Consider the following 26,433-nt stretch of genomic DNA (forward strand, 5'->3'; position numbering starts at 1 on the left):
TTCTTCTTCAGCGTGGCGCGGTCGTCGAAATGGTGGCCGGTGAGGGTCTTGCTCTTGCGCAACTCATCGACCGAGCCTTCGAAGCAGACCGTGCCGCCGGCCGAGCCGGCGCCGGGGCCGAGGTCGACGACGTGATCGGCAATCGCGATCGCCTCGGGCTTGTGTTCGACAACGAGTACCGTGTTGCCCTTGTCGCGCAGCCTCAGCAGCAGGCCGTTCATGCGCTGGATGTCGTGCGGATGCAGGCCGATCGTCGGTTCGTCGAAAACGTAGGTGACATCGGTCAGCGACGAGCCGAGGTGGCGGATCATCTTGACGCGTTGCGCCTCGCCGCCCGACAAGGTGCCCGACGGCCGCTCGAGCGACAGGTAACCCAGCCCGATCTCGACGAATGCGTCGAGGGCGCCACCCAGCGCCTGAAGCAGCGGCGCGACGGTGGGCTCTTTCAGGCCGCGGACCCACTCGGCCAGGTCGCTGATCTGCATCGAGCAGACATCGGCAATGTTCTTGCCCTTGATCTTCGACGAGCGGGCTTCCTTGCTGAGCCGGGTGCCTTCGCATTCGGGGCAGGTGGAGAAGGTGATCGCGCGCTCAACGAAGGTGCGGATGTGCGGCTGCAGCGCGTCGACGTCCTTCGACAGGAACGACTTCTGGATCGACGGGATCAGGCCCGCATACGTCAGGTTGATGCCGTCGACCTTGATCTTGGTCGGCTCCTTGTGGAGCAGGTCGTGCAGTTCGTTCTTGGTGAACTTGCGGATCGGCTTGTCGGGGTCGAAGAAGCCGCAGCCGCGGAAGATGCGGCCGTACCAGCCGTCCATGCTGTAGCCGGGGATCGTGAGCGCACCGTCGTTGAGCGACTTGCTGTCGTCGTACAGCGCGGTCAAATCGAAGTCACTGACCGAGCCCATGCCTTCGCAGCGTGGGCACATGCCGCCGAGGCGGTTGAAGGTCTGCTTCACTGTCTTGGTCTTGCCCTCACCGCGATCGACGGTGATCGCGCCGGCCGCCCGTACCGACGGCACGTTGAACGCGAACGCGCTGGGCGAGCCGATGTGCGGTTTGCCGAGCCGGCTGAACAGGATGCGCAGCATCGCGTTGGCGTCGGTCACCGTGCCGACAGTCGAGCGGGCGTTGGCACCCATGCGCTCCTGGTCGACGATGATCGCGGTGGTCAGGCCGTCCAGCACGTCGACCTCGGGTCGCGCCAGCGTCGGCATGAAGCCCTGCACGAAGGCGCTATAGGTCTCGTTGATCAGCCGTTGCGATTCGGCGGCGATGGTGCCAAACACCAGCGAGCTCTTGCCCGAGCCCGAGACTCCGGTGAACACGGTCAGCCGACGCTTCGGGATCTGGACACTGATGTCCTTGAGGTTGTTCACGCGTGCGCCCTGCACGCGGATCTGATCGTGGCTGTCAGCGCCGTTCAGCGCGGGCGACTGTTCTTTCTTCGACCTCGTGGCCATGCTTGTCGTGTCTCCATCTGTTGGACAGGCCGCTCTCGCGGCCTGTCGCTGGTGATCGCCGGACGGCTCAGCGCGATTGCTGGATACGGACCATGTTGCCCGCCGGGTCGCGCACAGCGCAGTCGCGCACGCCGTACGGCTGGTCGGTCGGCTCCTGGACGATTTCGGTGTCGGTGGCCTGCAGCCGCTCGAAGGTGCCGGCGAGGTCCTTGGTGGCCAGCAAGAGGGTGGCGAACGTGCCCTTGGCCATCATCTCGTTGATGGTGCGGCGCTCGTCCTCGGTGATGCCGGGGGTGGCCGCCGGCGGGTACAGCACGATCGACGTGCCGGGCTGGCCGACGGGGCCGACGGTGATCCAGCGCATGCCGTTGTAGCCGACGTCGTTGCGCACCTCGAAGCCGAGGGTGTCGCGGTAGAAGGCGAGCGAGGTCTCCGCGTCGGTGTGCGGCAGGAAGCTGGAGTGGATGGTGATGTCCATGGTGTTCGGTCTTTCGTGAGGTGGATGAGGGAGGACCCCCGAGTCCGGGCTGCGMCCGGCTCGCCCCCCGCCGGGGCCGAGGAAACTGGGGCGGCGGCCCGGCGTTTCCTCGCGATGTCCATGGGATTCAGTCTAGGTTCGGCTCGGTGGTCGGCGCTTCTCGATTCCTGATCGGTCGCGTCACCTGCTTCGCCACGCACGACGGCATCCCCGCCGTGGCGCCAGCCTGTTGAGCCCGGTAGGCACTGGGCGACATCCCGACCAGCTCGGTGAAGCGCGTGCTGAAGGTGCCCAGCGACGAACAGCCGACTTCGAAGCAGACCTCGGTGACATTGAGGTCGCCCCGGCGCAGCAGCGCCATCGCGCGCTCGATGCGCCGCGTCATCAGGTACGAATAGACCGACTCGCCATACGCGATCCGGAACTGGCGGCTCAGGTGCCCGGCCGACATGTGCACGCCGCGGGCCAGCGCCTCGACGTCCAGCGGTTGCGCGTACTCGCGGTCGATCCGGTCGCGCACGCGGCGCAGCCGGGCGAGGTCGCGCAGGTGCGTTTCGGTGGGTTTGATGGTCACCGGCGTGATCGTGCCATGTCGCCCCGGTGGGCTCAAGACGGGGGAACGTCGTGCCGCAGGTCAGGGGCTGATCAGGGGTTGACGATCGCCGCTTCGATGCGCGTCCACTGGGCCTCCCAGAGCCAGCGCATCCGCGTCAGCGTGTCTTCCTTCGAGCACCACTCGAGCGGCACATCCAGGCACTGCGCCACCGACAGTCGCCAGTCGGCTTGCGCCTGGTCCCAGCTGTAGTCGGGCTGATGCAGGTGGTCGTACCAATGGCGAAGAATGGCTTGTGCATGGTCCCGAAAGACAGGCTCTGGCCACCACGGCACCATGGCGTAGGCCAGGTCGTAGACGGCGAGCCCATAGGTCAGCGACCAGTCGAAAGGCTGCCTGTCCAGGAAGTAGACCGGGTGATCGCCGGTCTTCGGCGTCAGCACGTTCGTCGGGTTGACGTCGCCGTGCAGCAGCGACATGCCGCGCGGGTCGGCCCAGCGTTGGCGGAACGCCTGCTCATGCGCGGCGTATCGAGATTGGATGGCGCGGCCGGTGGCCGCCTCCAGGGCCGCGATGCCGGGCCGGATCTCGTCGAGGTAACGGTTCAGCGTCGCCTCGTTTGGCGCGGGTTGCGTTTGCCAATGGTGCCGGTGCATCGCCGCCATCGCCTGCGCCACCGAAAATCCGTAGTCGCGCGTCGGCAACACGTCTCGGCGGTCATGGTGCGTGGCGGACAGGTCCTGCAGCAACAGGTGGTAGCCCACACCCGGCTCGAAGTGCGCCGCGAAGCAACGCACCAGCGGGGCATCGGCGAGATCGGCGTAGTCGCGCGTGTAGTAGTCGACCTCGGAGCGGCCGAAGGTCTGCCCGAGGCAGATCTTCAATCGCAGCGTCTGCAGCGTGCCGTCGCCCAGTGCCACCTGCAGCGTCGCTTGCTGCGACCAGTTGCCCGTGCCTGGCAGCACCGACACGTGGGTAACGGGCTGCCCGAGGACTTCGCTGAGCCACGTCGGCGTGACATCGCTGGCCTGGCGCAAGACAGGCCCCTGATCGCTGACGGCGGTGTGACGGATGAACATGGCAAATCGAATCCCGGTGGTCGAAGGCCCGTAATGTGCCGTAATGGCTCGAATGCCTGCCAGGCCCTACCTTGTGCCAAGGTCGCGCAGTCTGTGACCAGGGCCGGCGTCGCGGTGCACAGGCTGCCGCTGCCGCCGTACTTTCGGCAAGACAGATACGGGGTTGGCAGGAGGATTCAATGCGACATCTCACGCAGATCGTTTCGTCAGGCTGGTTGGCCATGGTGGTGGCCGGCATGGCCCATGCAGAGCCGCCGCGCTACAGGGTGGTGGATGTGTTCGACCCACCACCGTATCCGGGGCCGGCGAGGGGGACTTCCGCCGCGATCGGCAACGGGCCCTGGTCGGCCGCCACTTACGAGCAGATTGGCGGCGGCTTCGTGGCCTTTCGTTGCACGCAGAAGACCTGTGAAAGAGTGGCATGGCTCGAGCACCCCGGTGGGGGCTCCAACGCCTTGGACGTGAATCGATCGGGAGCCGTGGTCGGGGTCGCGAGTTCCGAGCGATCGTCGTGGGGCTACGTGGACGATCCGGTGAACGGGTTGTCGAACATCCCTCCGCTCAAGGACGCTTGTCCCTGGCGGCTCGATCTGGGCAGCACGGCCGTCGCCATCAACAACCTCGGTCTGGCGGTGGGGGCCTCGCAAACTTGCGACACCGTGATGCATGGTGTCCTCTTCGAGGCCGGCGTCATGACCCGCATCCCGGTGGCGGCGGGCATCGCCGAGGTCAACCCGGCGGACGTCAACGACAAGCGGGTCGTGGTCGGTGTGGCTTCAAAAGTCGGTGGCGGGTCGGAGGCGTTTCGCTACGACGGCGCAGAGATGACGCTGCTCGGCACCTTGGGCGGCAGCAGCTCCGAGGCGCGTGCGGTGAACAACGCCGGCCGCATCGTCGGTTGTTCCGCGACGACCGGGAACGTCTCGACCAAGGCCTTCCTGTACCGGGGCGGCAAGATGGTGGCGTTGCCGTCGCCGGGTGATGGCAACGCTTGCGCGAATGACATCAACAAGGATGGCGCGGTGGTCGGGACCGGTGCCGTGAGTGGCAAGAACCTGGGGTTCCTCAACGCCGGCGGCACGACCTACATCCTCAACGATCTGCTCCGGGCCTCCGACCAGGCCGTGTGGACCATCGTGGACGCGACCGGCATCAACAATCGCGGAGAGATTGCTGGCACGGCGCTGAAGGTGGGCGCCACCGAGACCACGGCGGTGCGTCTGGATCCCATCCCTTCGCGCTGAGCGAAGACGCCGCCAGGTGGCGGCAAGCTTGTCGTCGTCGCGCCCTTCGGCGTGCCGGCACCGCTTGCCGCCATGCCATGTCGTTTCATGCCCTTCGCGCGGCGTTTGGCTGCTTTCGCCCGCGTCTGGCGGGCACCGGATTCCTAGACTGCGCCGCGATGCGAAACACAGGGGATCCGATGAAACGTCGCCATTTCATGACTGGCCTGGCCGCCGCGCCGCTGGCCACCGGCCTCAACGCTGCCCATGCGGGTGGCCCTTACTGGAAGCCCGCGCGCAGCGGCGACCCGGTGGCCTTGAGCTCGCCGGCCACCGCCTGGCCGAACGCGTTTCGCGACGTGCGCAGCGACTACGAATGCGAGCTGCCGATGCGGGTGCCGCCGAGCTTGCGCGGCGTGCTGTACCGCAACGGGCCGGCGCTGATGAAGCTGGGCGACACGAGCTATCACCACTGGCTGGATGGGGACGGCATGATGCATGCCTTCCGCTTCGAGGAAGGGCGCCTGCGGCACCGCGCGAAGATGATCGCCACCAGCAAGCTGCAGGCCGAGCAGGCGGCCGGCCGGCGGTTGGCGCCGGGCTTCGGCACCAGCATCCCGGGCACCGCGGTGACCAACCCCGATGCGATGAACGTCGCCAACATCGGCACGCTGCAGCTCAACGGTGAGTTGCTGGCCTTGTGGGAGGGTGGCGCGCCCTATGTGCTGGACCCGGGCACCCTGGCCACGGTGGGCAAGAAGGCCTGGTCGCCGCAGACGGCGCAGCTGCCGTTCTCTGCCCACCCGCGCGTGGCGCCGGACGGCACCGTCTGGAGCTTCGGCTACCTGCCGGGCGCGGGTGCATTGGCGTTGTATGAGCTGAGCCCGCAAGGTGGGCTGCGGCGGCAGGCCTTCGTGCCGGCACCTAACGCCGACATGGTGCATGACTTCGCGATCACCGAGCGCTATCTGGTGTTCGTGCTGATGCCGTACCGCTACATGCCGAGCGACGAGCCTTCGCTGTCCTTCATCGGCCACTACGCGTGGCAAGCCAACCAGCCCGGCTATGTGCTGGTGGTGGACAAGGCCACCTTCAACCCGGTGGCGCAGATCGCCTGCGAGCCGATCGGCCTGTTCCACCTCGGCAATGCCTGGGAAAGCGGCAACACCGTGCGGGTGGGCGTGGCGCGCTATGCCGACTTCACCGACATCCTGCGCCGCACCGGCGCGGTGATGGACAACTCGATGCTGCCGTGGAGCGAGACCCGCTGGACCGAGCTGGAGATCGACCTGGCCGCCGGCAAGGTGCGCACGTCCACACCGTTTGCCGGCACGGTGGAATTCCCGCGTTATGACCAGCGCCGCACCGGCCAGCCGACGCGCTACACCTACATGCTGGCCAGCAGCGCCTCGGCCGAGACGCCGGTGTTCGGCTTCAATGTGCTGCGTTGTTTTGACCAGCAGACCGGTCGGGTGCAGGACCACGACTTCGGCCCGCAATTCGTGGCCGAGGAGCATGTGTTCGTCCCGGAGCCCGGCTCGGCGCAGGAGAATCGCGGCTGGCTGGTCGGCACGGCGTATGACTGGGTCCGTCGGCGTACGGTGATGTCGATCTTCGACGCGGCCCATGTGGCCGCCGGGCCGATCGACCAGGTCGCCCTGCCTTACAGCCTGCCGCTGGGCCTGCACGGCCAGTTCTATTCCACTTAGAAGTTCCGAATGACGCCACCCCGCAAGCTCCAGGTTTTTCTGCGCGATGCGGCGATGGTGCTGGTGCTCAACAGCGTGGTGGCGCTCGGCCTCACGCTGTTCTCCGTGGCGGGGGCACCGCAGCTCGACCGCGCGCTGCTGACGCGTGTGCTAGTGGGTGAGCTGATCTTTTCGCAAGCCATCGGCTTGACCATCTTCGGCCTGATCGAGCTGCCCCGCCTGACGTGGTGGTGGCAGCGCCGGCCACCGTGGCCCAGTCTGCTGCTGGTGATGTCGTTGGCCGTGCCGCTGGGCTATGGGGTGGGCGGGGCGATTGCCAGCGCCGTCACGTCCACGCCCTTCGCGCTGATGATCAGCCTCGGCCCCGCCGCTTTGATCTCGAGCGTGGTCACGCTGGTGACCTCGGTCTTCGCGGTCTACTTCATCCTGCAGCGCGAACGCCTGGCTGATGAGCGGCGTCGCGCTGAAACCGCCGACCTGCTGGCGCGCAGCGCACGGCTGCAGCTGCTGCAACAGCAGATCGAGCCGCACATGCTGTTCAACACGCTGGCCAATGTGCACGCCCTGATCGACGAAGAGCCTGGCCGCGCGCAGCAGATGCTCGAAGCCCTGAGCGAGATGCTGCATGCGAGCATGCAGATGACCGAGCAGCCGCTCGTCAGCCTGCAGCAGGAATTCGCGCTGCTGGCGCACTATCTGAAACTGATGTCCATTCGCATGGGGCCGCGCCTGGGCCACACACTGAGCCTGCCGCCCGAGCTGGAGCGCACGCTGGTGCCACCGCTGACGATCCAGCCGCTGGTCGAGAACGCGGTGAAGCATGGGCTGGCGCCCAGCGTGCGCGGCGGCACCGTGCGCGTGGTGGCACGCGCCGACGGCGACCGGCTGTTGGTGGAGGTCAGCGACGACGGGCTGGGGCTGCAGGTGGACGACCCCTTCGCCAACGGCCGCGTCGGCCTGGTCAATGTGCGCAAGCGCCTGGCCTTTGCCTTCGGCGAGCGCGCCAGCCTGCAGTTGAGCCCGAACCCACCCCACGGCGTGGTCGCCACGCTGGCCTTGCCAAGATGAACATCCCCATCCTGATGGTCGAAGACGAGCCGGTGCTGGCGCGCCGGCTGGAGCAACAGCTGCGCGCCTGCTGGCCTGAGGTCGATGTGCTGCCGCACGCTGACAACGGCGCCKCGGCCATCGCGCTGGCGCTGGAACACCTGCCGCGCGTCATCTTCCTGGACATCCACATGCCGGCCTGCTCGGGCCTGGAGGCGGCCGCCGCGATCATCGAAGACTGGCCCGATGGTCACGATCTGCCGGAGCTGGTGTTCGTCACCGCCTACAACCAGTATGCGTTGCAAGCCTTCGACCATGGTGCGGTCGATTACCTGCTCAAGCCGGTGAGTGCGGAGCGTTTGGAGAAGACGGTGGCCAGGCTGCGTCAGCGCCTGGAATCGCGGCCGGAGTGGGGCGCGCAAGGTGTGTGCGATGAGATCGAGCGGCTGTCGGCCTCGATGCAACCGGGCGCGCCGCCCGCAGCCCCGCTGACGCTGATCAACGCGGCCATCGGCCCGGTGACCCACCTGATCCCGATCCACGAGGTGCTGTATTTCGAGGCGGCCGAGAAGTACCTGCGGGTCATCACACGCCAGCGCGAGGCCTTGATCCGCATGAGCTTGCGCGAGCTGCTGACGCGCGTCGACCCGCAGGCCTTCTGGCAGGTGCACCGCAGTGTCGTGGTGCAGGTGAGCCAGCTGTCGCATGTGGAGCGCACCGAAGAAGGCAAGCTGTTGCTGAGCCTGCACGACCATCCGGCTCGCCTGACGGTGAGCCGCCTGTTCGCGCGCCGCTTCAAGGCGATGTAGCCAGCAAGCGCTTAGGCGCCATTGAACGACGCTTCGTGGCACGCCGGCGGGCCTTTGTCGCAATCGCATCGCCGTGGCCACAGGCGGTTCCTAGAGTCCCACCACCGCAGCCGTATGGCTGCTCATCCTCTTCAGCAGGGACTCGCATGGTGGACAGCAGAAGCAACCGATATTCGTGGCGCGGCGCGTTGGCCGTTGTGGTGGCAACCAGTGGCTTGGCCGCGTGCGGCGGCGTGGACGATCTGGCGCCAGGGCCGTCCGACAAGTACGTCGGCACCTGGGTCTCCGGTTGTGAGCCGGCCGACGACCTCAGCGCCGCCGACCAACCGGACCAGCCGTTGAAGGCCACCTACCAGCTGACGCTGTCACGCGAGGATTCGCACACGTTGCGCTTTGCCGTGGACTACACGGTCTACCCCGCCGCCGGTTGCAGCGGCCACCCATTGGCCGTGCACACCAACAGGTCGGACGACAACACCTATGTCATCGACGGCGACCAGACGGTGGCGGGCACCGAGGCGGACCAGATCACCGTCAACATGGCGGCGCTCGGTGGGCCCACGAACGGTGGCGCACCGGTGGTGGTGAACGGCATCCGCTACCCGGCCGACTTCTTCATCAGCAGCGTGCACGACAACAAGGACTTGATCGCCCGGGCAGGCAGTGGCTTGCGCTTCGGGACCGGCGAAGCGGTGGATGCCAGCGACTATCCGGTGACGCTGGATGCCGCGGCCCGCCTGAGCAGGCGCTGAGGGTACCGGCCGAGGTGGGCGTGGGCTGGGCTTTGATTGGTCAGGTTTTGATCAAGCTTTGAATGCCGAGGCTGCCTAGCATCTGCTGCCACTTTCGCGCAGATGCCGGGGCGCTGAACGCCTCGCGTCGACCCATCCACCGAACGACAAGGGGACGTGCCTCATGCACCGATTCTTCAAAACCACCCTGGCTGCCGCGGCTGCTTTGGTGCTTGTTGCCAATGCCATGGCCAGCGACGCCGATCCGCTGCACCAGAGCACCGGCTTCGACGACGGCAAGAGTGCCGGCTGGCTCTACCAGCGCAACGTGCCGGGCATCATGTGGGTCGACAAGCATCTGGGCCACACGGCGCCGGCGATCCACCATGTGCAGGGCGGCGCCAACGGCTCGATGATGTTCCAGCGGCGGACCAACTGGCTGCAGCCGCTGAAGGCGGGGCTGCCGGTGCGCATCCAGCTGGACACCAAGGCTCGGCTGGTGAACTTCCTGGGCTCGCCCACGCGGCGTGAGCTGGTGATCGAGCTGCGCGACTACGACAACCCGCCGAAGGACCACCCCTACGCGTCGGTATGGACGATCGTCGGCTACCTCGATGCGCAGAACCTGCCGGGCTGGCGCACCTGGTCGGTGACGATCGCGGACCCGAAGTCGCTCACGCTGCCCGAAGGCTGGGGCGGCTACGGGGCCGAAGACAAGAGGGGGCGCCCATACCTGCCGGCCGACCGCACGTTTGCCGACGTGCTCGCCGGCGTCGACGAGATCGCGATCACCACTTACCAGCCGGGCTACATGTACGGCAGCGACCACGACTTCGATGTGCTGTACGACAACATCGAGGTCGGGGTTGTCACGCCCTAGGACGCTGGATCCCATCACGGGATGGGGTGGGCGCTGGTGTGCTGCGCAGCGACCGGCGCTGCGCCGGTCGCCCTGACCCCTGGCGGACTCAGCCCGAGCGCTTGCCGTTGGTGCCCATGACGGCGAGGTCGATGAACTGCGAAGCCACGTAGGGCGCCTGCGGACCGTAGCCGAGCACGAACTCGCCCAGGTCCAGCCGGCGCATGCCGGCCAGGGCCGTGCGCAGCCTGTCGCGCTTGAGGTCGCCGCCGGTGCGGCGCAGCCCCTCGATCAGCACCTGGCCGTTGACCCAGCCTTCGAAGCTGCTGCCGCCGATGTGCGCGTCTTCGCCCGCGGTGCGCATGGCCGCCTGGTAGTTGCGCACGACGGCGAGTCGCGTGCTGCCTGCGTCGGGCAGCACCTGGGTCAGGGCCAGGCCGTTGAGCGCCGAGCCCAGCTTGGTGAACTCTGAAGCCAGCACCGAGACCGACAGGCCCGCCACCGGTGTGGCCGGCGACAGGCGGCGGTAGTTTTGCAGGAACGCGGTGTTGGCGGTGCCGGTGGTGCCCAGCACCACCGCGCTGGGCTTGAGCGCGTGAACCTGTTTCGCCAGGTCTTCAGCGTTGGCGCCGTCGATGGCGAGCGCGAACTTGCCCGCCAGCTCCGCGCCCTTGGCCACCACGGCCACCTCGGCGTCGGCCAGCACTTCTTTGCCGAACGGGTTGTCCAGGTACACGAAGGCCAGGCTCTTCAAGCCCCAGGACAGCAGCTGTTGCATCAGCCGATCGGTCTCGTCGCGGTAGCTCGCGCGCACATGGAAGACGTTCTTCAGCCCCGGCTTGCGCAACGAGGCGGCGCCGGTCACCGGGCCGATCAGCGGCACCTCGGCCTTTTCGACCGCCTGCAGGATGGCCGCGGTGTTGCCGGTGCCCATCGACGACACGAGCGCAAACACCTGCTGGTCTTCGATCAGGCGGCGAGTGTTCTCGACAGTGCGTGCCGGCACATACGCGTCGTCCAGGCTGACGAGCTTGATCTGGCGGCCACCAATGCCACCGCCGCTGTTGGCCGCCTTGAACGCAGCGTTCAGGCCGGCCGTGTGGGCGATGCCGGCGCCGGCCAGCGGGCCCGACAAGGCCAGCGTGCTGCCGATGACCACTTGCGAGGCCGTCACGCCCGGCTCGGCCAGCGCCACGCTCGCTGCGGCCCCTGGCAGCGCCACCACGCAAGCGTTGCGAAGGGCCTGTTTGAGTACGTCACGGCGGTTCATGGTCACTGGGATGCTCCTTGGTTCTTGGAATGTTCAGTCAGAGGCCCTCGTGGGGCTGTCTCCCACGTTACAGGCCTGCCTGTGGCGCCCTTCGTGAAACGTGACGGATGTCGAGCAACGTGATGTTTCCTCTGTAGCCAATCGAGAACGGGCGGACAGGGGCTACGCAAATTCGTCGTTAGAGCCTGCCGCTGCCGACCGCGGTAGGCTCTCGGCTTTGGCGGCCGATGCTGTCGACTCCGGCGGCCGCCGTTCGTCGTCCCGGCATGGGCCAGCCATTTCGGCGCCCGCAGCCAACGAAGGAGCCCTGCCCGTGGCCTTGCAGCTTTATTACCACCCGTTCTCGTCGTACAGCCAGAAGGCGTTGATCGCGCTGTATGAGAACGCGATCCCGTTCGAGCCGCTGTCGCTCGACGGGCCCGACAGCCCCGCGTCGCGGCGCCTGGCCGAGATCTGGCCGATGAAGCGCTTCCCGGTGCTGGTCGATGGTGAGCGGACCTTCCTCGAAGCCAGCTGCATCATTGAGTACCTGGCGTTGCACCGACCCGGCCCGGTGCAGCTGATCCCAGCCGACCCGGACGTAGCGCTGGAGGTGCGGATGCTCGACCGCTTCTTCGACAACTACATCTCGACGCCGCAGCAGAAGGTGGTGTTCAACGCGCTGCGGCCGGCCGAGTCGCGCGATGCGTATGGCGTGCAGGAAGCACGCAACATGCTCGACACGGCCTACGCCTGGTTGAACGAACGCATGGCCGGGCGAGAGTGGGCGGTGGGCGACCAGTTCAGCCTGGCCGATTGCGCCGCCGCGCCGTTCCTGTTCTATGCCGATTGGACGCACGCGATCGGTGACGCCTACCCGCACGTCAAGGCCTACCGCCGTCGCCTGCTCGCTCGCCCGTCGTTTGCTCGCGCGGTGGACGAGGCGCGGCCGTTCCGCCCCTACTTCCCGCTCGGTGCGCCTGACCGTGATTGAGCGGCTTCACCGGTTGGACGCGGGCTGGCCATGATCGTCATCGATGCTGCGGCCACCCGGCAGGCGCTGCCGTTCGATCACCTCATTGCGGCGCTTCGTGCACAGTTCGCTGAAGGCTGCGAAGTGCCGGCGCGACATGTGCATGAGATCGCATCGCCCGGCGGCACATCGGTCACGTCATTGATCATGCCGGCGTGGCAAGCCGGTCGCTACTACGGCGTCAAGGTGGTCAACATCGCGCCGGGCAATGCGGCGCGCGGGCTGCCGGGCCTGCACGCCAGCTACCTGTTGCATGACGCGGCTACAGGTGCGCCGCTGGCGCTGATCGATGGTGACGAGATCACTGCGCGCCGCACCGTGGCTGCGTCGGCGCTGGCGGCGTCGTACCTCGCTCGCAGCGAGGCACAACATCTGCTGGTCGTCGGCGCGGGCCGAGTGGCGCAGTTGTTGCCGCAGGCCTATCGCGCAGTGCGTGCCGTCACACAGGTCAGCGTCTGGGCTCGCAACGCGGTGCAGGCCGAGCGCTTGGCCATTGACTGGCGCGCGCAAGGCATCGAGGCCGATGCGGTGACAGACCTGGCCGCCGCCGCAGCGCAGGCCGATATCGTCAGCTGCGCGACGCTGGCCACTGCGCCGCTGATCGAAGGGCGCTGGTTGTCGCCGGGCAGCCACCTGGACCTGATCGGCAGCTTCACGCCCACGATGCGCGAGGCCGACGATGACTGCTTCGCCGACGCATCGTTGTATGTCGACACCGACGAAGCGCTGCGCAAGAGCGGTGATCTGCTCGGGCCGCTGTCGCGTGGTGTTTTCAGTGCGGCCGATGTACGCGGCACGCTGGCCGATCTGGCACGTGGCGATGCGGCCGGCCGCGTGTCGACCGACGAGCGCACCGTGTTCAAGTCGGTCGGTACCGCGCTGGAAGACCTGGCCGCGGCGGTGCTGGCCTATGGGGTGGCCCATGCCGACCATGGCTGACGCAGCGTCGACCGACGCGGTGCCGAGCACCGGCGGCAGAATCAGCCGCATGCCCAAGCCCGCACGGCCCACCGTCACCTTTGATGAAGCGCTCGCGCTGCTGCGTGCGCAGGCCCGGCCCGAGGTGCTGGCCAGCATGGCCGGCTTCGGCATGAACACCGAAGGGCGGCTGGGCCTGTCGGTGCCGGCGCTGCGGCTGCTGGGCCGGCAGATCGGGCGCCAACACGAGCTGGCGCTGGCCCTGGCCGCCAGTGAGATACCGGACGCGCAGATCCTGGCCGCCTACGTGGCCGAACCGGCGCGCTTCACCGTCGCGCAGATGAACACCTGGGTCGCCGCGCTGAACGCGTGGGACACCTGCGACCAGGCCTGCACCAACGCGTTCGCGCCGTCGCCACTGGCCTGGGGCCGGGTGCCGGTGTGGGCTGCGCACGAGCCCGAGTTCGAGCGCCGCGCCGCGTTCGCGCTGCTGGCCGCGCTGGCGGTGCACGACAAGGCCGCTGACGACGAGCGCTTCATCGCGGTGTTGCCGCTGATCGAGCAGCACGCCGGCGATGAGCGCAACTTCGTCAAGAAGGCGGTCAACTGGGCGCTGCGCCAGATCGGCAAGCGCAGCACCACACTGCGGCCGCTGGCCATCGCCTGTGCCGAGCGCGTTGCAGCGCAGCCCTCACGCGCCGCGCGCTGGATCGCGGCGGACGCCTTGCGCGAGCTGCGCGCATCGCCGACAACCCTTTGAAGACCATTCCAACTGCAGGAGGACCGAGCGTGAAGTTGCACTATCCCTTCATTCACTTTGTTTGTTCAGCCGCGGCCGCGGCCCTGGGCGCGTTCGCCGTCGGTGCCGCCGCTGCCCCGGTCAACTACGAGATCGACCCGAGCCACACCTACCCCAGCTTCGAGGCCGACCATCTCAACGGCCTGTCGGTCTGGCGCGGCAAGTTCAAGAAGACCGCCGGCAAGATCGTGATGGACAAGGCGGCCGGCAACGGCGCGGTCGACCTGATCGTCGAGATGGACAGCGTCGACTTCGGGCTGCCGCAGATGAACGAGGCGGCCAAGCGGCAGGACATCTTCGACGTCGAAAAATTCCCGCATGCGCGCTTTCGCGGCCAGCTGGTCGACTTTGCCGACGGCGCGCCGAGCAAGGTCGTCGGCGAGTTCACGCTGCATGGCGTGACCAAGCCGCTGACGCTGGAAATCCGCCAGTTCAAGTGCATGCCGCATCCGCTGTTCAAGCGCGAGCTGTGCGGCGCCGACGCGCATGGGACCTTCCAGCGTGATGCTTTCGGCGTCGATGCTGGCAAGTCCTACGGCTTTCGCATGGATGTGACCTTGCGTATCCAGGTTGAGGCGGTTGCCGCCGAATAAATCGCTACGTGAATTGCGGATGGCCTCAGGGTCTTTCGCAATGACAAGGGTTATTGGTCGACGGCACACTGTGAGCACCGGCAGCCAGGGCGTTACCCCGCCCCAAGGCTGAGTGCCGGGCCACATCAATCTTCCTCACCCAGGAGATGCCATGTCGATTCCTTCGCGCCCCACGGGCTGCGTGGGGCAGCGCGCTGCGCGCTGCGTTCCTTCCGTTGTAAGGACGTACCGTGCCTAAGCGAGCCGCCGAAACCGCGGCCGTTGCCGCCACCAAGTCTGCGGCGCTGACCGCAACCCGTTCGTCCAGCGTGGCCACCGCCAACGCCCCCACCTACGATCCCGGGCCTTTGCGCCTGCATGTGCCTGAGCCCACCGGCCGGCCGGGTCAGCAAACCGACTTCTCGTACTTGCGCATCTCGGCCCCCGGCGAGGTGCGGCGTCCGCCGTTGGATGTGTCGCCCGGCGACACCGCGGACATGGCCGGCGCGCTGGTGCGCGTGCTCGACGAAGACGGCCATGCCGTTGGCCCATGGGCACCGGAGGTTGAGCCTGAGACGCTGCGCCGCGGCCTGCGCTCGATGATGAAGACGCGCGCCTTCGATGCGCGCATGCTGATCGCGCAGCGGCAGAAGAAGATCTCGTTCTACATGCAGTGCCTGGGCGAAGAGGCGATTGCGATCGCGCACGCGCTGGCGCTGCGTGAAGGCGACATGTGCTTCCCGACCTATCGGCAACAAGGCCTGCTGCTGTCGCGCGACGACATCGACATGGTCGAGCTGATGTGCCAGCTGATGTCGAACACGAAAGACCCGGTCAAGGGCCGCCAGCTGCCGGTGATGTATTCGTACAAGCGCGCCGGCTTCTTCACGATCTCGGGCAACCTCGCCACGCAGTTCATCCAGGCGGTGGGCTGGGCGATGGCCTCGGCGATCAAGAACGACACCAAGATCGCGTCGGGCTGGATCGGCGATGGCTCGACGGCCGAGAGCGACTTCCACACCGCGCTGACCTTCGCCCATGTCTACCGCGCGCCGGTGATCCTGAACGTGGTCAACAACCAGTGGGCGATCTCGACCTTCCAGGCGATCGCCGGCGGCGAGGCCAGCACCTTTGCCGCACGCGGCGTGGGCTGCGGCATCGCGTCGCTGCGGGTCGACGGCAACGACTTCCTCGCGGTGCTGGCGGCTTCGCGTTGGGCGGCAGAGCGCGCGCGCAGTAACCTGGGCCCGACGCTGATCGAGTGGATCACCTACCGGGCCGGCGCACACTCGACCTCGGACGAGCCGACACGCTATCGGCCAGCGGGCGACTGGCAGGCCTTCCCGCTTGGTGACCCGATCGAGCGGCTGAAGAAGCACCTGATGACCTTGGGCGTGTGGTCGCAAGAAGAGCACGAGGCAACCCAGAAGGAGCTCGAGGCCCAGGTGCTGGCCGCGTTGAAGCAAGCCGAGCAATTCGGCACCTTGCACGACGGCCACCAGACGCCGCTGCGCAGCATGTTCGAAGACGTCTACGAAGAGATGCCGCCGCACCTGGAAGACCAGCTGCGCCAGGCGGAAAGAGGAGACTGAGCATGGCAACCATGACCATGATCCAGGCCCTGCGTTCCGCGATGGACGTGATGCTGGGCCGCGACGACGATGTGGTGATCTACGGCCAGGACGTCGGCTACTTCGGCGGCGTGTTCCGTTGCACCGATGGCCTGCAGGCCAAGCACGGCCGCACGCGCGTGTTCGACGCGCCGATCAACGAAGGCGGCATCGTCGGCTCGGCGATCGGCATGGCGGCCTATGGCTTGCGGCCGGTGGTCGAGGTGCAGTTCGCCGACTACGTCTACCCGGCGTATGACCAGATCGTGTCGGAGGCAGCGCGCCTGCGCTACCGCTCGGCCGGCGACTTCACCGCGCCGATCACGATCCGCATGCCTTGCGGCGGCGGCATCTACGGCGGCCAGACGCACAGCCAGAGCCCCGAGGCGCTGTTCACGCACGTCTGCGGCATCCGCACCGTGATGCCGAGCACGCCGTACGACGCGAAGGGCCTGTTGATCGCCTCGATCGAGAACAACGACCCGGTGATCTTTCTCGAGCCCAAGCGCCTGTACAACGGCCCGTTCGACGGCTACCCCGACAGGCCCGTGGTGCCCTGGTCGGCCCACCCGGCCAGCGAGGTGCCCGAAGGCCACTACACCGTGCCGCTGGACAAGGCGGTGGTGGCGCGCGAGGGCAAGGACCTGACGGTGCTGACCTACGGCACGATGGTCTACGTCAGCGAAGCGGCGGCCAAGGAAAGCGGCGTCGATGCCGAGATCATCGACCTGCGCACGCTGTGGCCGCTGGACCTGCCGACGGTCATCGCGTCGGTCAAGAAGACCGGCCGCTGCGTCGTCGTGCACGAGGCCACGCGCACCAGCGGCTTCGGGGCCGAGCTGGCTTCGCTGGTGCAGGAGCATTGCTTCTACCACCTCGAAACGCCGATCGAACGCGTGGCCGGCTGGGACACGCCGTACCCGCACGCCCAGGAGTGGGCTTACTTCGCCGGGCCGGCACGCGTTGCCGCCGCCTTCCGGCGCGCGATGGAGGCATGAGGGTGTCAATTCATGTGATCAAGATGCCCGATCTGGGCGAAGGCATTGCCGAGTGCGAGCTGGTGGCCTGGCATGTGAAGCCGGGCGACATCGTGGCCGAGGACCAGGTGCTGGCCGACGTGATGACCGACAAGGCGACTGTCGAGATCCCGTCGTCGGTGGCCGGCCGCGTGGTGTCGTTGGGTGGTGAAGTCGGTCAGTCGCTGGCAGTCGGTGCGGACCTGATCCGCATCGAGCGTGAAGGTGGCGCACCAGCCCAGGTGGCCCCGCCGCCGGCTGCGGCGACTGCTGCTGCGCAGGCGTCGGCAGTCATTGCCGCTGCTGCGGTGGTGGCGCCGCCACCACCCGCACCGCCACCCCAAGCGCCCGTGCGCACCGCGCCGCCACCGCCGGCGCTTGCCAAACCGGCTGTCGCAAAGCACGACAACGGCCGCGTCATCGCATCGCCGGCCTTGCGCGAGCGCGCTTGGTCGTTGGGCGTGGACCTGACGCAGGTGCACGCCAGCGGCCCCGGTGGCCGCGTGATGCAGCGCGACCTCGACGAGCACGTCGCACGCCACGGCGCGCCCGGCCCGGTCAAGCATGCGCCGCCACCTCCGGCTCCACCGGCACCGGTGCGTCCGCCGGTCGCGGCCGGCGAGGATGTGACCGAACAGATCAAGTTCGTCGGCCTGCGCCGCAAGATCGCGCAGCGCATGCAAGAGGCCAAGCGCCGGATCCCGCACTTCAGCTACGTTGAAGAGCTGGACATGACCGAGCTCGAGGGCCTGCGCGAGCGCCTGAATGCCCGCCACGGCAAGACACGCGGCAAGCTGACGGTGCTGCCCTTCCTGGCCCGGGCGATGGTCCACGCACTGCGCGACTTTCCCGACCTGAACGCGCGCTTCGACGACGAGACCGGCACGCTGACGCGGCACTCGGCCGTGCACATTGGCATTGCGACGCAGACCGATGCCGGCCTGATGGTGCCGGTGCTGCGCGATGCGCAGGCGCATGACCTGTGGAGCTTCGCGGCCGAGGTCCAGCGCCTGGCCGAAGCAGCGCGCACCGGCCGCATCGTGCGCGACGAGCTGAGCGGCTCGACCATCACCATCACCAGTCTCGGCAAGATCGGAGGCATCGTCACGACGCCGGTGATCAACATGCCCGAGGTGGCAATCGTCGGCGTCAACCGCATGGTCGAACGGCCGGTGATCCTCAACGGCGCGATCGTGCCGCGCCTGATGATGAACCTGTCGTCATCGTTCGACCACCGCGTGGTCGACGGCGTGCAGGCGGCCGAGTTCGTGCAGGCGCTGCGCGAGCTGTTGGAGCACCCGGCGACGCTGTTCGTCGACTGAGAGAGAAAGAGCTGGCGGAGCGGCCACGCTCTGCCGGCTTGCTCAGGTCGATCCGGCAACGGCTGCGCTGTTATTCTATTGGCCTTTCACCGGCTCCAGCCTGGACCAGTGCCACACGTCTTGGTCGGCCTCGGTCACCGTGCCGGCGCTCTGGTCGCCCCACGAAAAGAGCGATTGCTTGCCGCCCGTGATGTGCTCGCGCAAGCCCAGGGCCAGTGAGCCGTCGGCCAGGCGCGTCATGCGCCACAGCACGCCGGTCTTGCGGCCGTGCGCGGCTTCGGCCCCGTCGGGCGACCGGCCGGACCCCGGCAAGGGCGTGGGCGCCTCGAAGTCGACCTCGTCGGTCTCCAGGTAGCCGAAGGTGCAGTGCCACTCCGGGGCACCCCACTCGTGGTAGCCCCAGCCGGGGTCTTTCAAACGGGGTTCGGGTGCGTCGGAGTCTGGCGACCGCTCCTTGAACACGGCCTGCAGCGGGCTGCCGCGTCCCGTCATGCGGATGCCGAAGCGGCCGTAGGGGTACACGTTGACGCCGACGACCTTGCGCGAAGCGAAGCCGTGGGAACGGCGGTCTTCCGCGTACACGCGGCCATCGGCCGGTGGCCAGACGTAGACCCCGGCGATCTCGGGGCAGCCGATCAACGGCTTGCCGAGCGGGCCGAGACTTGCTGGTGGCGTGCTGCTGCCCGAGGTTTTGCTGCAACCCACCAGCCACAACGAAGCCGTGACCGCCACTGCGCTCATCTTCACGCGTTGTCGCATGGTTCGGCGAACAAGACGGCGCGCTGGCTCCGGGTTGTTCAACCTCATGGTGCTATCCCCCTCGGTGCTTGTGCGCGTCAGAATAACTGACCACCGGCTCGTCACGCGGGCCTAGCAACGCAGGACAGCCTCATGCCTGATTCACTTGGCGACTTGCCGTTTGACGATGACTTCGCCAAGCGCTTTGACAGGGTTCTCCACGCGCGCCAGCACGTCGGCCCGAAGCACCTGGGTGAGCCGGCGCCGGACGAGGCGACATTGCGAGAGTTGTTTGCTGCCGCCGCGGCGGCGCCGGACCATGGCCGGCTGCAACCCTGGCGCTTCCTCGTGCTGGGCGCTGAAGCGCGCGAACGCCTGGGCCGCGCGTTCGCCGACGCGCTGCGCGAGCGCGACCCCGGCGCCACGCCCGAGCAGGCCGCCGAGGCGCACGACAAGGCGTTCCGCGGCCCGGTGCTGATCCTCGCGATCGCCGACCTGCGCGCCGACGAGCCGGATGTGCCGCCGTTCGAGCGCCTGGTGTCGCTGGGCGCTGCGATACAGAACCTGCTGCTCGCCGCCGCCGCCCGCGGCTACGCCAGCGGCCTGTCCAGCGGCCGCGCGATGGGCAGCCGCGCGCTGCGCGTGGCCTTCGAGTTGGTCGACGACGAGCACGCCATCTGCTTCATCAGCCTGGGCACCGCACTGCGCGACAAGCCGGTGCGGCTGCGCCCGGCCGTGGACGAGTTCGTGCGCTGGCTCTGACCGGGTGACCGCGGCGTTAGCGACACGCCCGTCGCCTGCCGCTGCAGCTGGTCCGTCCTCGGCGACGGTTGGTCGCAGCCTGAAGGATCGGTGGCGCACCACTCGCTAGATTGCGCGGCGGGCGCCTGCATGAACCCGGTCTCGCCGGGGCGCGCCGATTCACTCCCGCTCGCCGTCGTGCAGGCCGCGCGGTTCACCGAGGATCAGGCGATGACACAGCGAACCCTCGCGCTTCTTCTGGCCTGCGCCGCCGCCCACGCCGCGGCCGCTCCGACCGGCACGATGGCGCCCGGCAACTGGGAGTACACGATGCGCACCGGCGTGCCCGGCGCACCGGTCTCATTGCCGAGTGTGACGACGACCGTCTGCCTGACGGCCCAGGATGTGCCGTACGCCGTCGCGACCACCGGTCCGGGCCGCAAGGGCGATTGCCGGTTCGAGAACTGGCGGCAGGTCGGGCGCAAGACGCACTACGACATGGTCTGCGGCGCCTCCGGTCGTCACACCGGGCACTTCGAATTCGAAGCCACCGCGACGAGCGTGGTCGGCCAGGGGCGCATCGACACCGGCTCGTCCGGGCTGAGCCAGCAGTGGACCGGCCGGCGGCTCGGCGATTGCAGCTGACCGCGGCGCGCGTGCTCGCCCGGCGGCGGACGATTCTGTCCGTGGGCGTCGCGTTGTCGCGCTGCGACGCGGCTTGACCCCACCGGCGCCATTGCATCGCGCCGCGGCAAGACCATCGCCCCTAACATCGCCGCCGGTCGTGCTGGCTGTGTCGTCGGTGCCGCTTTTGTTCCTGTTCGGTTCTTTCCTGTCATCGCGTCGACACCGCGCGTGCCTAGCCTCTCGGCCTCCAACGGCTTCAACGAGGAGATGGACCATGTGGAAGAAAGCGATCGCGGGACTGTGCGGCGGCCTGGCCCTCAGCACCTCGGCTTGGGCACTGACCCCGGCCGAGCTGGCCTACCACCACGCGCCGGTGCATTACCAGGACACCGATTCGAGCGACTACCCGTCGGACTACATCACCGCGTTCGACTACGACCACGACCCGTTCACGACCAACAACTGGGACAACCGCGGCAACGGCCTGTGGCCGGCGACCGTGTACTACGCGGTGGTCGAGAGCTGCAGCCACTACTTCATCACCTACGCGTTCTATCACCCGCGTGACTGGGCCGACATCATCTTCGACCAGGAGCATGAGAACGACCTCGAAGGCGCCATCGTCTCGGTGCGCAAGGACGGCTCGGCCTACGGCAAGGTCGAAGGGATGATCACCGTCTTCCACACCGACTTCTTCTCGTTCACGCCCACCGGCAGCCCGTACACCAACGGTCACGAGACGATCGACGGCAAGGTCTCGTTCGAGGTCGACAACGGCATCAGCCGCATGAAGACAGTGCAAGAGGCCAAAGGCCATGGTCTGAAGGCCTGGCCCTACGCGTCGGACTTCAACGGCGCGCCGAACCAGGACGGCATCGTCTACTACCCGACGCTGGGCACGCCGACCTACCCGAGCTCCGGCAACGACCGCCACGTCTACTACCGCCTGGTCGACATCCAGCAAGCCGGTGGCATGTTCGACCTGGCGATCAACGATGCGCTGCAGCCGCCGGCGCAAGCCACGACCTACGCGAGCTGGGGCACCTTCCGCGGCGACGAGAGCGGCGGCTGCGGCTCGGGGCTGAAGTCGTGCAGCACCAACTCGGCCAACACGCCCTGGGGCTGGGACGACGGCAACGACGGCGCCAGCTACCGCGGCGAGTTCGCGCTCGACCCGGCGCACCTGTTCTCGTTCTACTTCGGCAACACCGGCAACTTCAGCCAGCAGTACCTCTACCACCCGTACCTGACGAAGTTGCGCAACGCCGGCTTCTACTCAGGCCACGCGCCGGCGGGCTTCCCGTCGCAGCTGGACCTGAACACGCTGTACGGAAAGCTCACCAACACCTGCCAGTAAATGTCAGCCCCCGGTCGCGGGGGTACCCGCGACACCCCCCCCGAGGGGGTGCGCGGCCGCTAGGGAGCGGCCCGTCGCCGGCCGCGCTGGAAGCTACGCTAGGCAGCGATGGCCTCCACGTGCGCATGGCGTGTGTAGAGGAAGTCGATCACCGCCTTGCGCGCATGCACATAGGTCGGGTCCTCGGCCAGCGCGACGCGGTTGCGCGGCCGGGGCAGCTCGACGTCCAGGATCTCGCCGATCGTCGCTGACGGCCCGTTGGTCATCATCACGATGCGGTCGCTCAGCAGCACCGCTTCGTCGACATCGTGCGTGACCATCACGACGGTGCTGTAAGTGCGCTCGACGATCTTCATCAGCTCGTCCTGCAGCTTGGCGCGGGTCAGTGCGTCGAGCGCGCCGAAGGGCTCGTCCATCAGCAGCACCTTGGGCTCCATCGCCAAGGCGCGCGCAATGCCGACGCGTTGCTTCATGCCGCCCGAAATCTCGTGCGGCCGCTTGTGCGCGGCGTGGCCCATGCCGACCAGCTCCAGCGCGTTCTGCGTGCGCAGCTTCAGTTTGGCCTTGGGCTCGCCGCCGCCGAAGACACGCTCGACTGCGAGGTAGACGTTGTCGAAGCAACTCAGCCATGGCAACAGCGAGTGGTTCTGGAACACGACCGCACGCTCCGGCCCCGGCGCGGTGATCTCGCGGTTGTCGCACAGCAGCGCGCCGCCGGTGGGCTTCTGCAGCCCGGCGATCAGGTTCAGCAGCGTCGACTTGCCGCAGCCGGAGTGGCCAATCAGCGTGATGAACTCGCCGCGCTCGACCTTCAGGTGGATGTCGCGCAGTGCCTGGAACGGTCCCTTGGCCGTCTGGAAGGTGACCTCGGCGGCGTGGACGTCGATGAATGCACTCATGGTCGATACCTTCCGGTCAGTCGAATGAGAAGCGCTTGGCCACGGCCATCAGCGCCTGTTCGAGCAGCAGCCCGACGATGCCGATCACGAAGATCGCGATGATGATGTGCTGGACGTTGAGGTTGTTCCACTCGTCCCAGACCCAGAAGCCGATGCCGACGCCGCCAGTCAGCATCTCGGCCGCGACGATCACCAGCCACGCGGTGCCGACCGACAGCCGCACGCCGGTCAGCATGTAGGGCAGCACGGCCGGCAGCAGGATCTTCGTGATGACCTTCCACTCCGACAGGTTCAGCACCTTGGCCACATTCAGGTAGTCGACCGGCACCCGCTGTACGCCAACCGCGGTGTTGACGACCATCGGCCAGATCGAGCAGATGAAGATGGTCCAGATCGCCGCCGGGTTCGCGCTCTTGAACACCAGCAGGCCGATCGGCAACCAGGCCAGCGGCGACACGGGCTTGAGCAAGCTGATCAGCGGGCTGACCATGCGCGACGCGAACTCGAAGCGGCCGATGATGAAGCCGAGCGGGATGCCGACCAGCGCGGCGAGGCCGAAGCCGAGGCCCACGCGTTCGAGCGAGAACAGGATGTTCCAGCCTATGCCCTGGTCGTTCGGGCCATTGCGGTAGAACGGGTCGGCGAAGAGCTTGACGGCGGCATCGAAGGTGGCGGACGGTGTGGGAAAAGGCCCCCCCTTTTGCGTCAGCAAAGCCCAGATGCCGACCAGCAGCGCCATGCCGAGCACCGGTGGCAAGACCTTCATCCACAGGCCACGCCAGTCGAACGGGGCGCGCTTGGCGCGGGGTGAGGTGGGTGCGACAGGGGCCGCAACCACGGGTGCGGCAGCAGGCGCAGCGCGAGCCGGTGTGGGCGTTGCGGCCGGTTCGGCGGCGACGCTCAGCGGGGAATGAAACACGGCACTGACCATGGTGTTCTCCAGTGGGTGCAGGTGAAGCGCGCCTTCAGGCACGGACCTTGAAACCGTCGGCGTACTTGGCCGGCTCCTTGCCGTCCCAGACCACGCCGTCGATCAGCTTCGAGCTGCGCATCGCGTCCTTCGGCACGCTGACCTTCAGCGCCGAGGCGGCTTGCTTGTACAGATCGATCTGGTTGATCTGCTTGGCCACACCGAGGTAGTCGGGGTGGTCCTTGATCAGGCCCCAGCGCTTGTGCTGGGTCAGGAACCACATGCCGTCGGACAGGTACGGGAAGTTCACCGCACCGTCGTTGAAGAACTTCATGTGGTTCGGGTCGTCCCAGGTCTTGCCCAGGCCGTTCTGGTAGCGCCCGAGGATGCGCTGGTTGATCGCGTCGACGCCGGTGTTGACGTAGGCCTTGTCGGCCACGGTCTCGGCCATCTTCATCTTGTTCTGCAGGCCCGCGTCGATCCAGCGGCTGGCCTCGAGTACCGCCATCACCACGGCGCGTGCCGTGTTGGGGTACTTCTTGACGAACTCACCCGTGGTGCCCAGCACCTTTTCGGGGTGGTCGGGCCAGATGTCCTGCGTCGTGACGGCAGTGATGCCGATGCCGTCCATGATCGCGCGGTGGCCCCAGGGCTCACCGACACAGTAACCATCCATGTTGCCGACACGCATGTTGGCCACCATCTGCGGCGGCGGCACGGTGATGACCTTGGCGTCCTTCAGCGGGTTCACGCCGACGCTGGCCAGCCAGTAGTACAGCCACATCGCATGCGTGCCAGTCGGGAAGGTCTGTGCAAACGTGTAGTCGCGCTTGTCCTTGGCCATCACCTTCGCGAGCGAGGTGCCGTCGATGGCGCCCTGGTCGGCGAGCTTTTTCGACAGCGTGATCGCCTGGCCGTTGTTGTTCAGGGTCATCAGCACGGCCATGTCCTTCTTCGGCCCACTGACCCCCAGGTGCACGCCGTAGACCAGGCCGTACAGCACGTGCGCCATGTCGAGCTCGCCGTTGACCAGCTTATCGCGCACGCCGGCCCACGAGGCTTCCTTGGTCGGGATGATCTTGATGCCGTACTTCTTGTCGAAGCCCAGCACCGAGGCCATCACGACCGAGGCGCAGTCGGTCAGCGGGATGAAGCCGATGCGCACTTCTTCTTTCTCGGGCTTGTCCGATCCCTGGCCCCAGGCGCGGGTCGATGGCAGGCCGGCGGCGGCGCCCACGGCGACTGCGGAAGCGGCCTGCAGCACGCGTCGGCGACTCAGGTCGGTGTGGGTTGCACTGAAAGTGGCGGGGGCAGGGGCGTGCATCGGCGGTCCTCGAAAAAGGCAAAAAAAGAGGCGCCCGACGGCTTGACCCTTGCGGGCCAGCCGGCGGACGCCTTTGTCCAAAAAACCTAGGAAGTCAGTGCAACCAGATCGCGTGACCCTTCGTTGGGCCACGGCCTGTTCTACGCAATCGCTGTGCCAGCCTGCTGGGCCCGGTGGACGTGTTGTCAGCCGCTGTGTTTGCACCATCGCCGGGGTTCGCGTTGGTGCGCCGCACCAAACCCGGGCGTGTTGGCGCGGGGGCGATCAGGCGAAGAGGTCTGCCAACTCGAGCAGCCGGCGCGCGACCTCGTGGATCGTCAGGCCCTGGTTCATTGCCGTCTTGCGCAGGCGTGCGTAGGCCTGTGGCTCGGGCAGGTTGTGGCGCTGCATCAGCAAGGCTTTGGCGCGGTCGACCACCACGCGCTCGGCGAGTTGCCCTTTGGCGCGGGCCAGTTCGCCGCGCAGGTTCTGTTCGTGCTCGAAGCGGGCGATCGCCACGTCGATCACCGGCCGCACGCGCTCGGGGGCCAGCCCGGCCACCACATAGGCGACGACGCCGGCGGCCACCGCTTCGCGCATGTGGGCCGGGTCGTGCTCTTCGGTGAACAGCACGATCGGCCGCGGCGCATCGCGCGTCGCCCAGACCACGTGTTCGATCGCGTCGCGCGCGCCGCTCTCGGCGTCGACGATCAGCACGTCGGGCGCCAGCGCGGCCAGCTTGTCGGGCAGTTGCGCATCCGCACCCAGCACGCCGGCGATCTGGTAACCGCCGACGCGCAAACCGTGCACCAGGTCGCGCAGACGCAATGCCTCGTCCCAGCCGTCCTGGTCGGCCAGGTCGGGCACGTGGGCCGACAAGGTGATGACGGCCAGGCGGAGATCGGGAGCACTCACGGGCTAGGCTGATGCAAGTTGCGCACCTGAAACTTAGAGCCCCCACGCCCGCTCCGGCGGGCTGCCCCCCAAGGAGGCTCGCGCAGCGGACCGGCGGAGGTTCTATGGTTTTCGTCAAGCGGGAACGGCGAATCTGTCTGGCTCGAAGGGCTTGCCGCTGCGCCAGACGGCATAGGCGACTCGCAGGAGCTTTCTAGCCAGGATGACCAGCGCCTCGGTGGTCTTGAAGCCGCGGCTGCGAAGCTGTTGGTACAGGGGACTGAACACCTTGCTGTGAGAGGCCGACATGGCCGCCATGTACATCTGGCGACGCAAGTCAGGCGATCCACGCTTGGACAGTCTTCGCTTGCCGTGGCTGCGCCCTGAGTCGTGCGCCCGAGGGTCCAAGCCACTGAAGGCGACCAAGGCATCAGCGCTGACGAACTGCAACCGCGCCAACAGGCTGCTCAGCAGCGCACTGGCTTGCGAGC

Annotated in this window: 27 protein-coding genes; 16 read left to right on the forward strand and 11 right to left on the reverse strand. The window is 67.5% G+C overall.

Features of this window, described 5'->3' with window-relative positions; genetic code table 11:
• The 4 genes from AC1DYI_RS05400 to AC1DYI_RS05415 all read right to left on the reverse strand — a co-directional run.
• Positions 1-1,466 (reverse strand): excinuclease ABC subunit UvrA (locus AC1DYI_RS05400; RefSeq protein ID WP_477203052.1); only part of this gene is annotated, 1,466 nt, incomplete at its 3' end.
• Between the two features lie 67 nt (positions 1,467-1,533).
• Positions 1,534-1,944: a VOC family protein gene (locus tag AC1DYI_RS05405; RefSeq protein WP_477203053.1), complete on the reverse strand. Its 411-nt coding sequence runs from the start codon at positions 1,942-1,944 to the stop codon at positions 1,534-1,536.
• Between the two features lie 127 nt (positions 1,945-2,071).
• Entirely contained in the window at positions 2,072-2,518 is a 447-nt protein-coding gene (locus AC1DYI_RS05410; RefSeq protein WP_477203054.1) for a helix-turn-helix transcriptional regulator, read from the reverse strand.
• Between the two features lie 71 nt (positions 2,519-2,589).
• The gene (locus AC1DYI_RS05415; RefSeq protein ID WP_477203055.1) at positions 2,590-3,576 is read right to left on the reverse strand and encodes an aminoglycoside phosphotransferase/kinase family protein; all 987 of its coding nucleotides are present in this window, start codon (positions 3,574-3,576) and stop codon (positions 2,590-2,592) included.
• A 179-nt stretch (positions 3,577-3,755) separates the two neighbouring features.
• Between AC1DYI_RS05415 and AC1DYI_RS05420 the strand changes: the two genes are divergently transcribed.
• The 6 genes from AC1DYI_RS05420 (at position 3,756) to AC1DYI_RS05445 (ending at position 9,975) form a co-directional block, all read left to right on the forward strand.
• Entirely contained in the window at positions 3,756-4,820 is a 1,065-nt protein-coding gene (locus tag AC1DYI_RS05420) for a hypothetical protein (RefSeq protein WP_477203056.1), read from the forward strand.
• 179 nt (positions 4,821-4,999) lie between these two features.
• The gene (locus tag AC1DYI_RS05425) at positions 5,000-6,508 is read left to right on the forward strand and encodes a carotenoid oxygenase family protein (protein WP_477203057.1); all 1,509 of its coding nucleotides are present in this window, start codon (positions 5,000-5,002) and stop codon (positions 6,506-6,508) included.
• A 9-nt stretch (positions 6,509-6,517) separates the two neighbouring features.
• Entirely contained in the window at positions 6,518-7,576 is a 1,059-nt protein-coding gene (locus AC1DYI_RS05430; protein ID WP_477203058.1) for a sensor histidine kinase, read from the forward strand.
• Positions 7,573-8,364, forward strand: coding sequence for a LytR/AlgR family response regulator transcription factor (locus AC1DYI_RS05435; protein ID WP_477203059.1), 792 nt, complete (start codon positions 7,573-7,575; stop codon positions 8,362-8,364). Before AC1DYI_RS05430 ends, AC1DYI_RS05435 begins: the two co-directional genes overlap by 4 nt.
• A 146-nt stretch (positions 8,365-8,510) precedes the next feature.
• The gene (locus AC1DYI_RS05440; protein ID WP_477203060.1) at positions 8,511-9,116 is read left to right on the forward strand and encodes a hypothetical protein; all 606 of its coding nucleotides are present in this window, start codon (positions 8,511-8,513) and stop codon (positions 9,114-9,116) included.
• Between the two features lie 163 nt (positions 9,117-9,279).
• Positions 9,280-9,975 carry a PEP-CTERM sorting domain-containing protein gene (locus AC1DYI_RS05445; RefSeq protein WP_477203061.1) on the forward strand — a complete coding sequence of 232 codons (696 nt, stop codon included), beginning with the start codon at positions 9,280-9,282 and terminating at the stop codon, positions 9,973-9,975.
• A gap of 88 nt (positions 9,976-10,063) precedes the next feature.
• On the opposite strand, the gene AC1DYI_RS05450 is transcribed toward AC1DYI_RS05445, so the two are convergent.
• The gene (locus AC1DYI_RS05450; RefSeq protein ID WP_477203075.1) at positions 10,064-11,224 is read right to left on the reverse strand and encodes an ABC transporter substrate-binding protein; all 1,161 of its coding nucleotides are present in this window, start codon (positions 11,222-11,224) and stop codon (positions 10,064-10,066) included.
• Positions 11,225-11,537: 313 nt separating this feature from the next.
• Between AC1DYI_RS05450 and AC1DYI_RS05455 the strand changes: the two genes are divergently transcribed.
• The 7 genes from AC1DYI_RS05455 to AC1DYI_RS05485 all read left to right on the forward strand — a co-directional run bounded on the left by AC1DYI_RS05455 (position 11,538) and on the right by AC1DYI_RS05485 (position 18,473).
• A complete protein-coding gene (locus tag AC1DYI_RS05455) occupies positions 11,538-12,197 on the forward strand; it encodes a glutathione S-transferase family protein (RefSeq protein WP_477203062.1) in 660 nt (219 codons plus the stop codon).
• 30 nt (positions 12,198-12,227) lie between these two features.
• On the forward strand, positions 12,228-13,175 hold the full coding sequence (gene lhpI / locus AC1DYI_RS05460) for a bifunctional Delta(1)-pyrroline-2-carboxylate/Delta(1)-piperideine-2-carboxylate reductase (protein WP_477203063.1): 948 nt from the start codon (positions 12,228-12,230) through the stop codon (positions 13,173-13,175).
• Positions 13,159-13,914 (forward strand): DNA alkylation repair protein, encoded by a 756-nt coding sequence (locus AC1DYI_RS05465; RefSeq protein ID WP_477203064.1) that lies wholly within the window; start codon positions 13,159-13,161, stop codon positions 13,912-13,914. The genes lhpI and AC1DYI_RS05465 overlap by 17 nt, the downstream gene beginning before the upstream one ends.
• Before the next feature lie 29 nt (positions 13,915-13,943).
• Positions 13,944-14,546 (forward strand): YceI family protein, encoded by a 603-nt coding sequence (locus tag AC1DYI_RS05470; RefSeq protein WP_477203065.1) that lies wholly within the window; start codon positions 13,944-13,946, stop codon positions 14,544-14,546.
• A gap of 308 nt (positions 14,547-14,854) precedes the next feature.
• A complete protein-coding gene (locus AC1DYI_RS05475) occupies positions 14,855-16,117 on the forward strand; it encodes a thiamine pyrophosphate-dependent enzyme (protein WP_477203076.1) in 1,263 nt (420 codons plus the stop codon).
• An 11-nt stretch (positions 16,118-16,128) separates the two neighbouring features.
• The gene (locus AC1DYI_RS05480; RefSeq protein WP_477203077.1) at positions 16,129-17,133 is read left to right on the forward strand and encodes an alpha-ketoacid dehydrogenase subunit beta; all 1,005 of its coding nucleotides are present in this window, start codon (positions 16,129-16,131) and stop codon (positions 17,131-17,133) included.
• Positions 17,134-17,195: 62 nt separating this feature from the next.
• The gene (locus AC1DYI_RS05485) at positions 17,196-18,473 is read left to right on the forward strand and encodes a dihydrolipoamide acetyltransferase family protein (protein ID WP_477203078.1); all 1,278 of its coding nucleotides are present in this window, start codon (positions 17,196-17,198) and stop codon (positions 18,471-18,473) included.
• Positions 18,474-18,548: 75 nt separating this feature from the next.
• Here AC1DYI_RS05485 and AC1DYI_RS05490 read toward each other — a convergent pair whose 3' ends face one another.
• A complete protein-coding gene (locus AC1DYI_RS05490) occupies positions 18,549-19,232 on the reverse strand; it encodes a hypothetical protein (RefSeq protein ID WP_477203066.1) in 684 nt (227 codons plus the stop codon).
• A 132-nt stretch (positions 19,233-19,364) separates the two neighbouring features.
• Between AC1DYI_RS05490 and AC1DYI_RS05495 the strand changes: the two genes are divergently transcribed.
• From AC1DYI_RS05495 to AC1DYI_RS05505, 3 genes are all read left to right on the forward strand, one after another.
• Positions 19,365-19,973, forward strand: coding sequence for a nitroreductase family protein (locus AC1DYI_RS05495; RefSeq protein WP_477203067.1), 609 nt, complete (start codon positions 19,365-19,367; stop codon positions 19,971-19,973).
• A 129-nt stretch (positions 19,974-20,102) separates the two neighbouring features.
• Entirely contained in the window at positions 20,103-20,597 is a 495-nt protein-coding gene (locus AC1DYI_RS05500; protein WP_477203068.1) for a DUF3617 domain-containing protein, read from the forward strand.
• A gap of 256 nt (positions 20,598-20,853) precedes the next feature.
• Positions 20,854-21,936, forward strand: a complete 1,083-nt coding sequence (locus tag AC1DYI_RS05505) for a hypothetical protein (protein WP_477203069.1) — start codon at positions 20,854-20,856, stop codon at positions 21,934-21,936.
• A 98-nt stretch (positions 21,937-22,034) separates the two neighbouring features.
• Here the strand turns inward: AC1DYI_RS05505 and AC1DYI_RS05510 are convergent, their stop codons facing one another.
• From AC1DYI_RS05510 to AC1DYI_RS05530, 5 genes are all read right to left on the reverse strand, one after another.
• A complete protein-coding gene (locus AC1DYI_RS05510; RefSeq protein ID WP_477203070.1) occupies positions 22,035-22,835 on the reverse strand; it encodes an ABC transporter ATP-binding protein in 801 nt (266 codons plus the stop codon).
• Between the two features lie 16 nt (positions 22,836-22,851).
• The gene (gene ntrB / locus AC1DYI_RS05515; RefSeq protein WP_477203071.1) at positions 22,852-23,766 is read right to left on the reverse strand and encodes a nitrate ABC transporter permease; all 915 of its coding nucleotides are present in this window, start codon (positions 23,764-23,766) and stop codon (positions 22,852-22,854) included.
• Positions 23,767-23,800: 34 nt separating this feature from the next.
• A complete protein-coding gene (locus AC1DYI_RS05520) occupies positions 23,801-25,069 on the reverse strand; it encodes a CmpA/NrtA family ABC transporter substrate-binding protein (RefSeq protein ID WP_477203072.1) in 1,269 nt (422 codons plus the stop codon).
• Positions 25,070-25,333: 264 nt separating this feature from the next.
• Positions 25,334-25,963 carry an ANTAR domain-containing response regulator gene (locus AC1DYI_RS05525; RefSeq protein ID WP_477203073.1) on the reverse strand — a complete coding sequence of 210 codons (630 nt, stop codon included), beginning with the start codon at positions 25,961-25,963 and terminating at the stop codon, positions 25,334-25,336.
• Positions 25,964-26,077: 114 nt separating this feature from the next.
• The coding region (locus AC1DYI_RS05530) for a transposase (RefSeq protein WP_477203074.1) at positions 26,078-26,433 on the reverse strand (356 nt) is incomplete at its 5' end.

It is taken from the genome of Ideonella sp. P3_A4 (assembly GCF_056403075.1).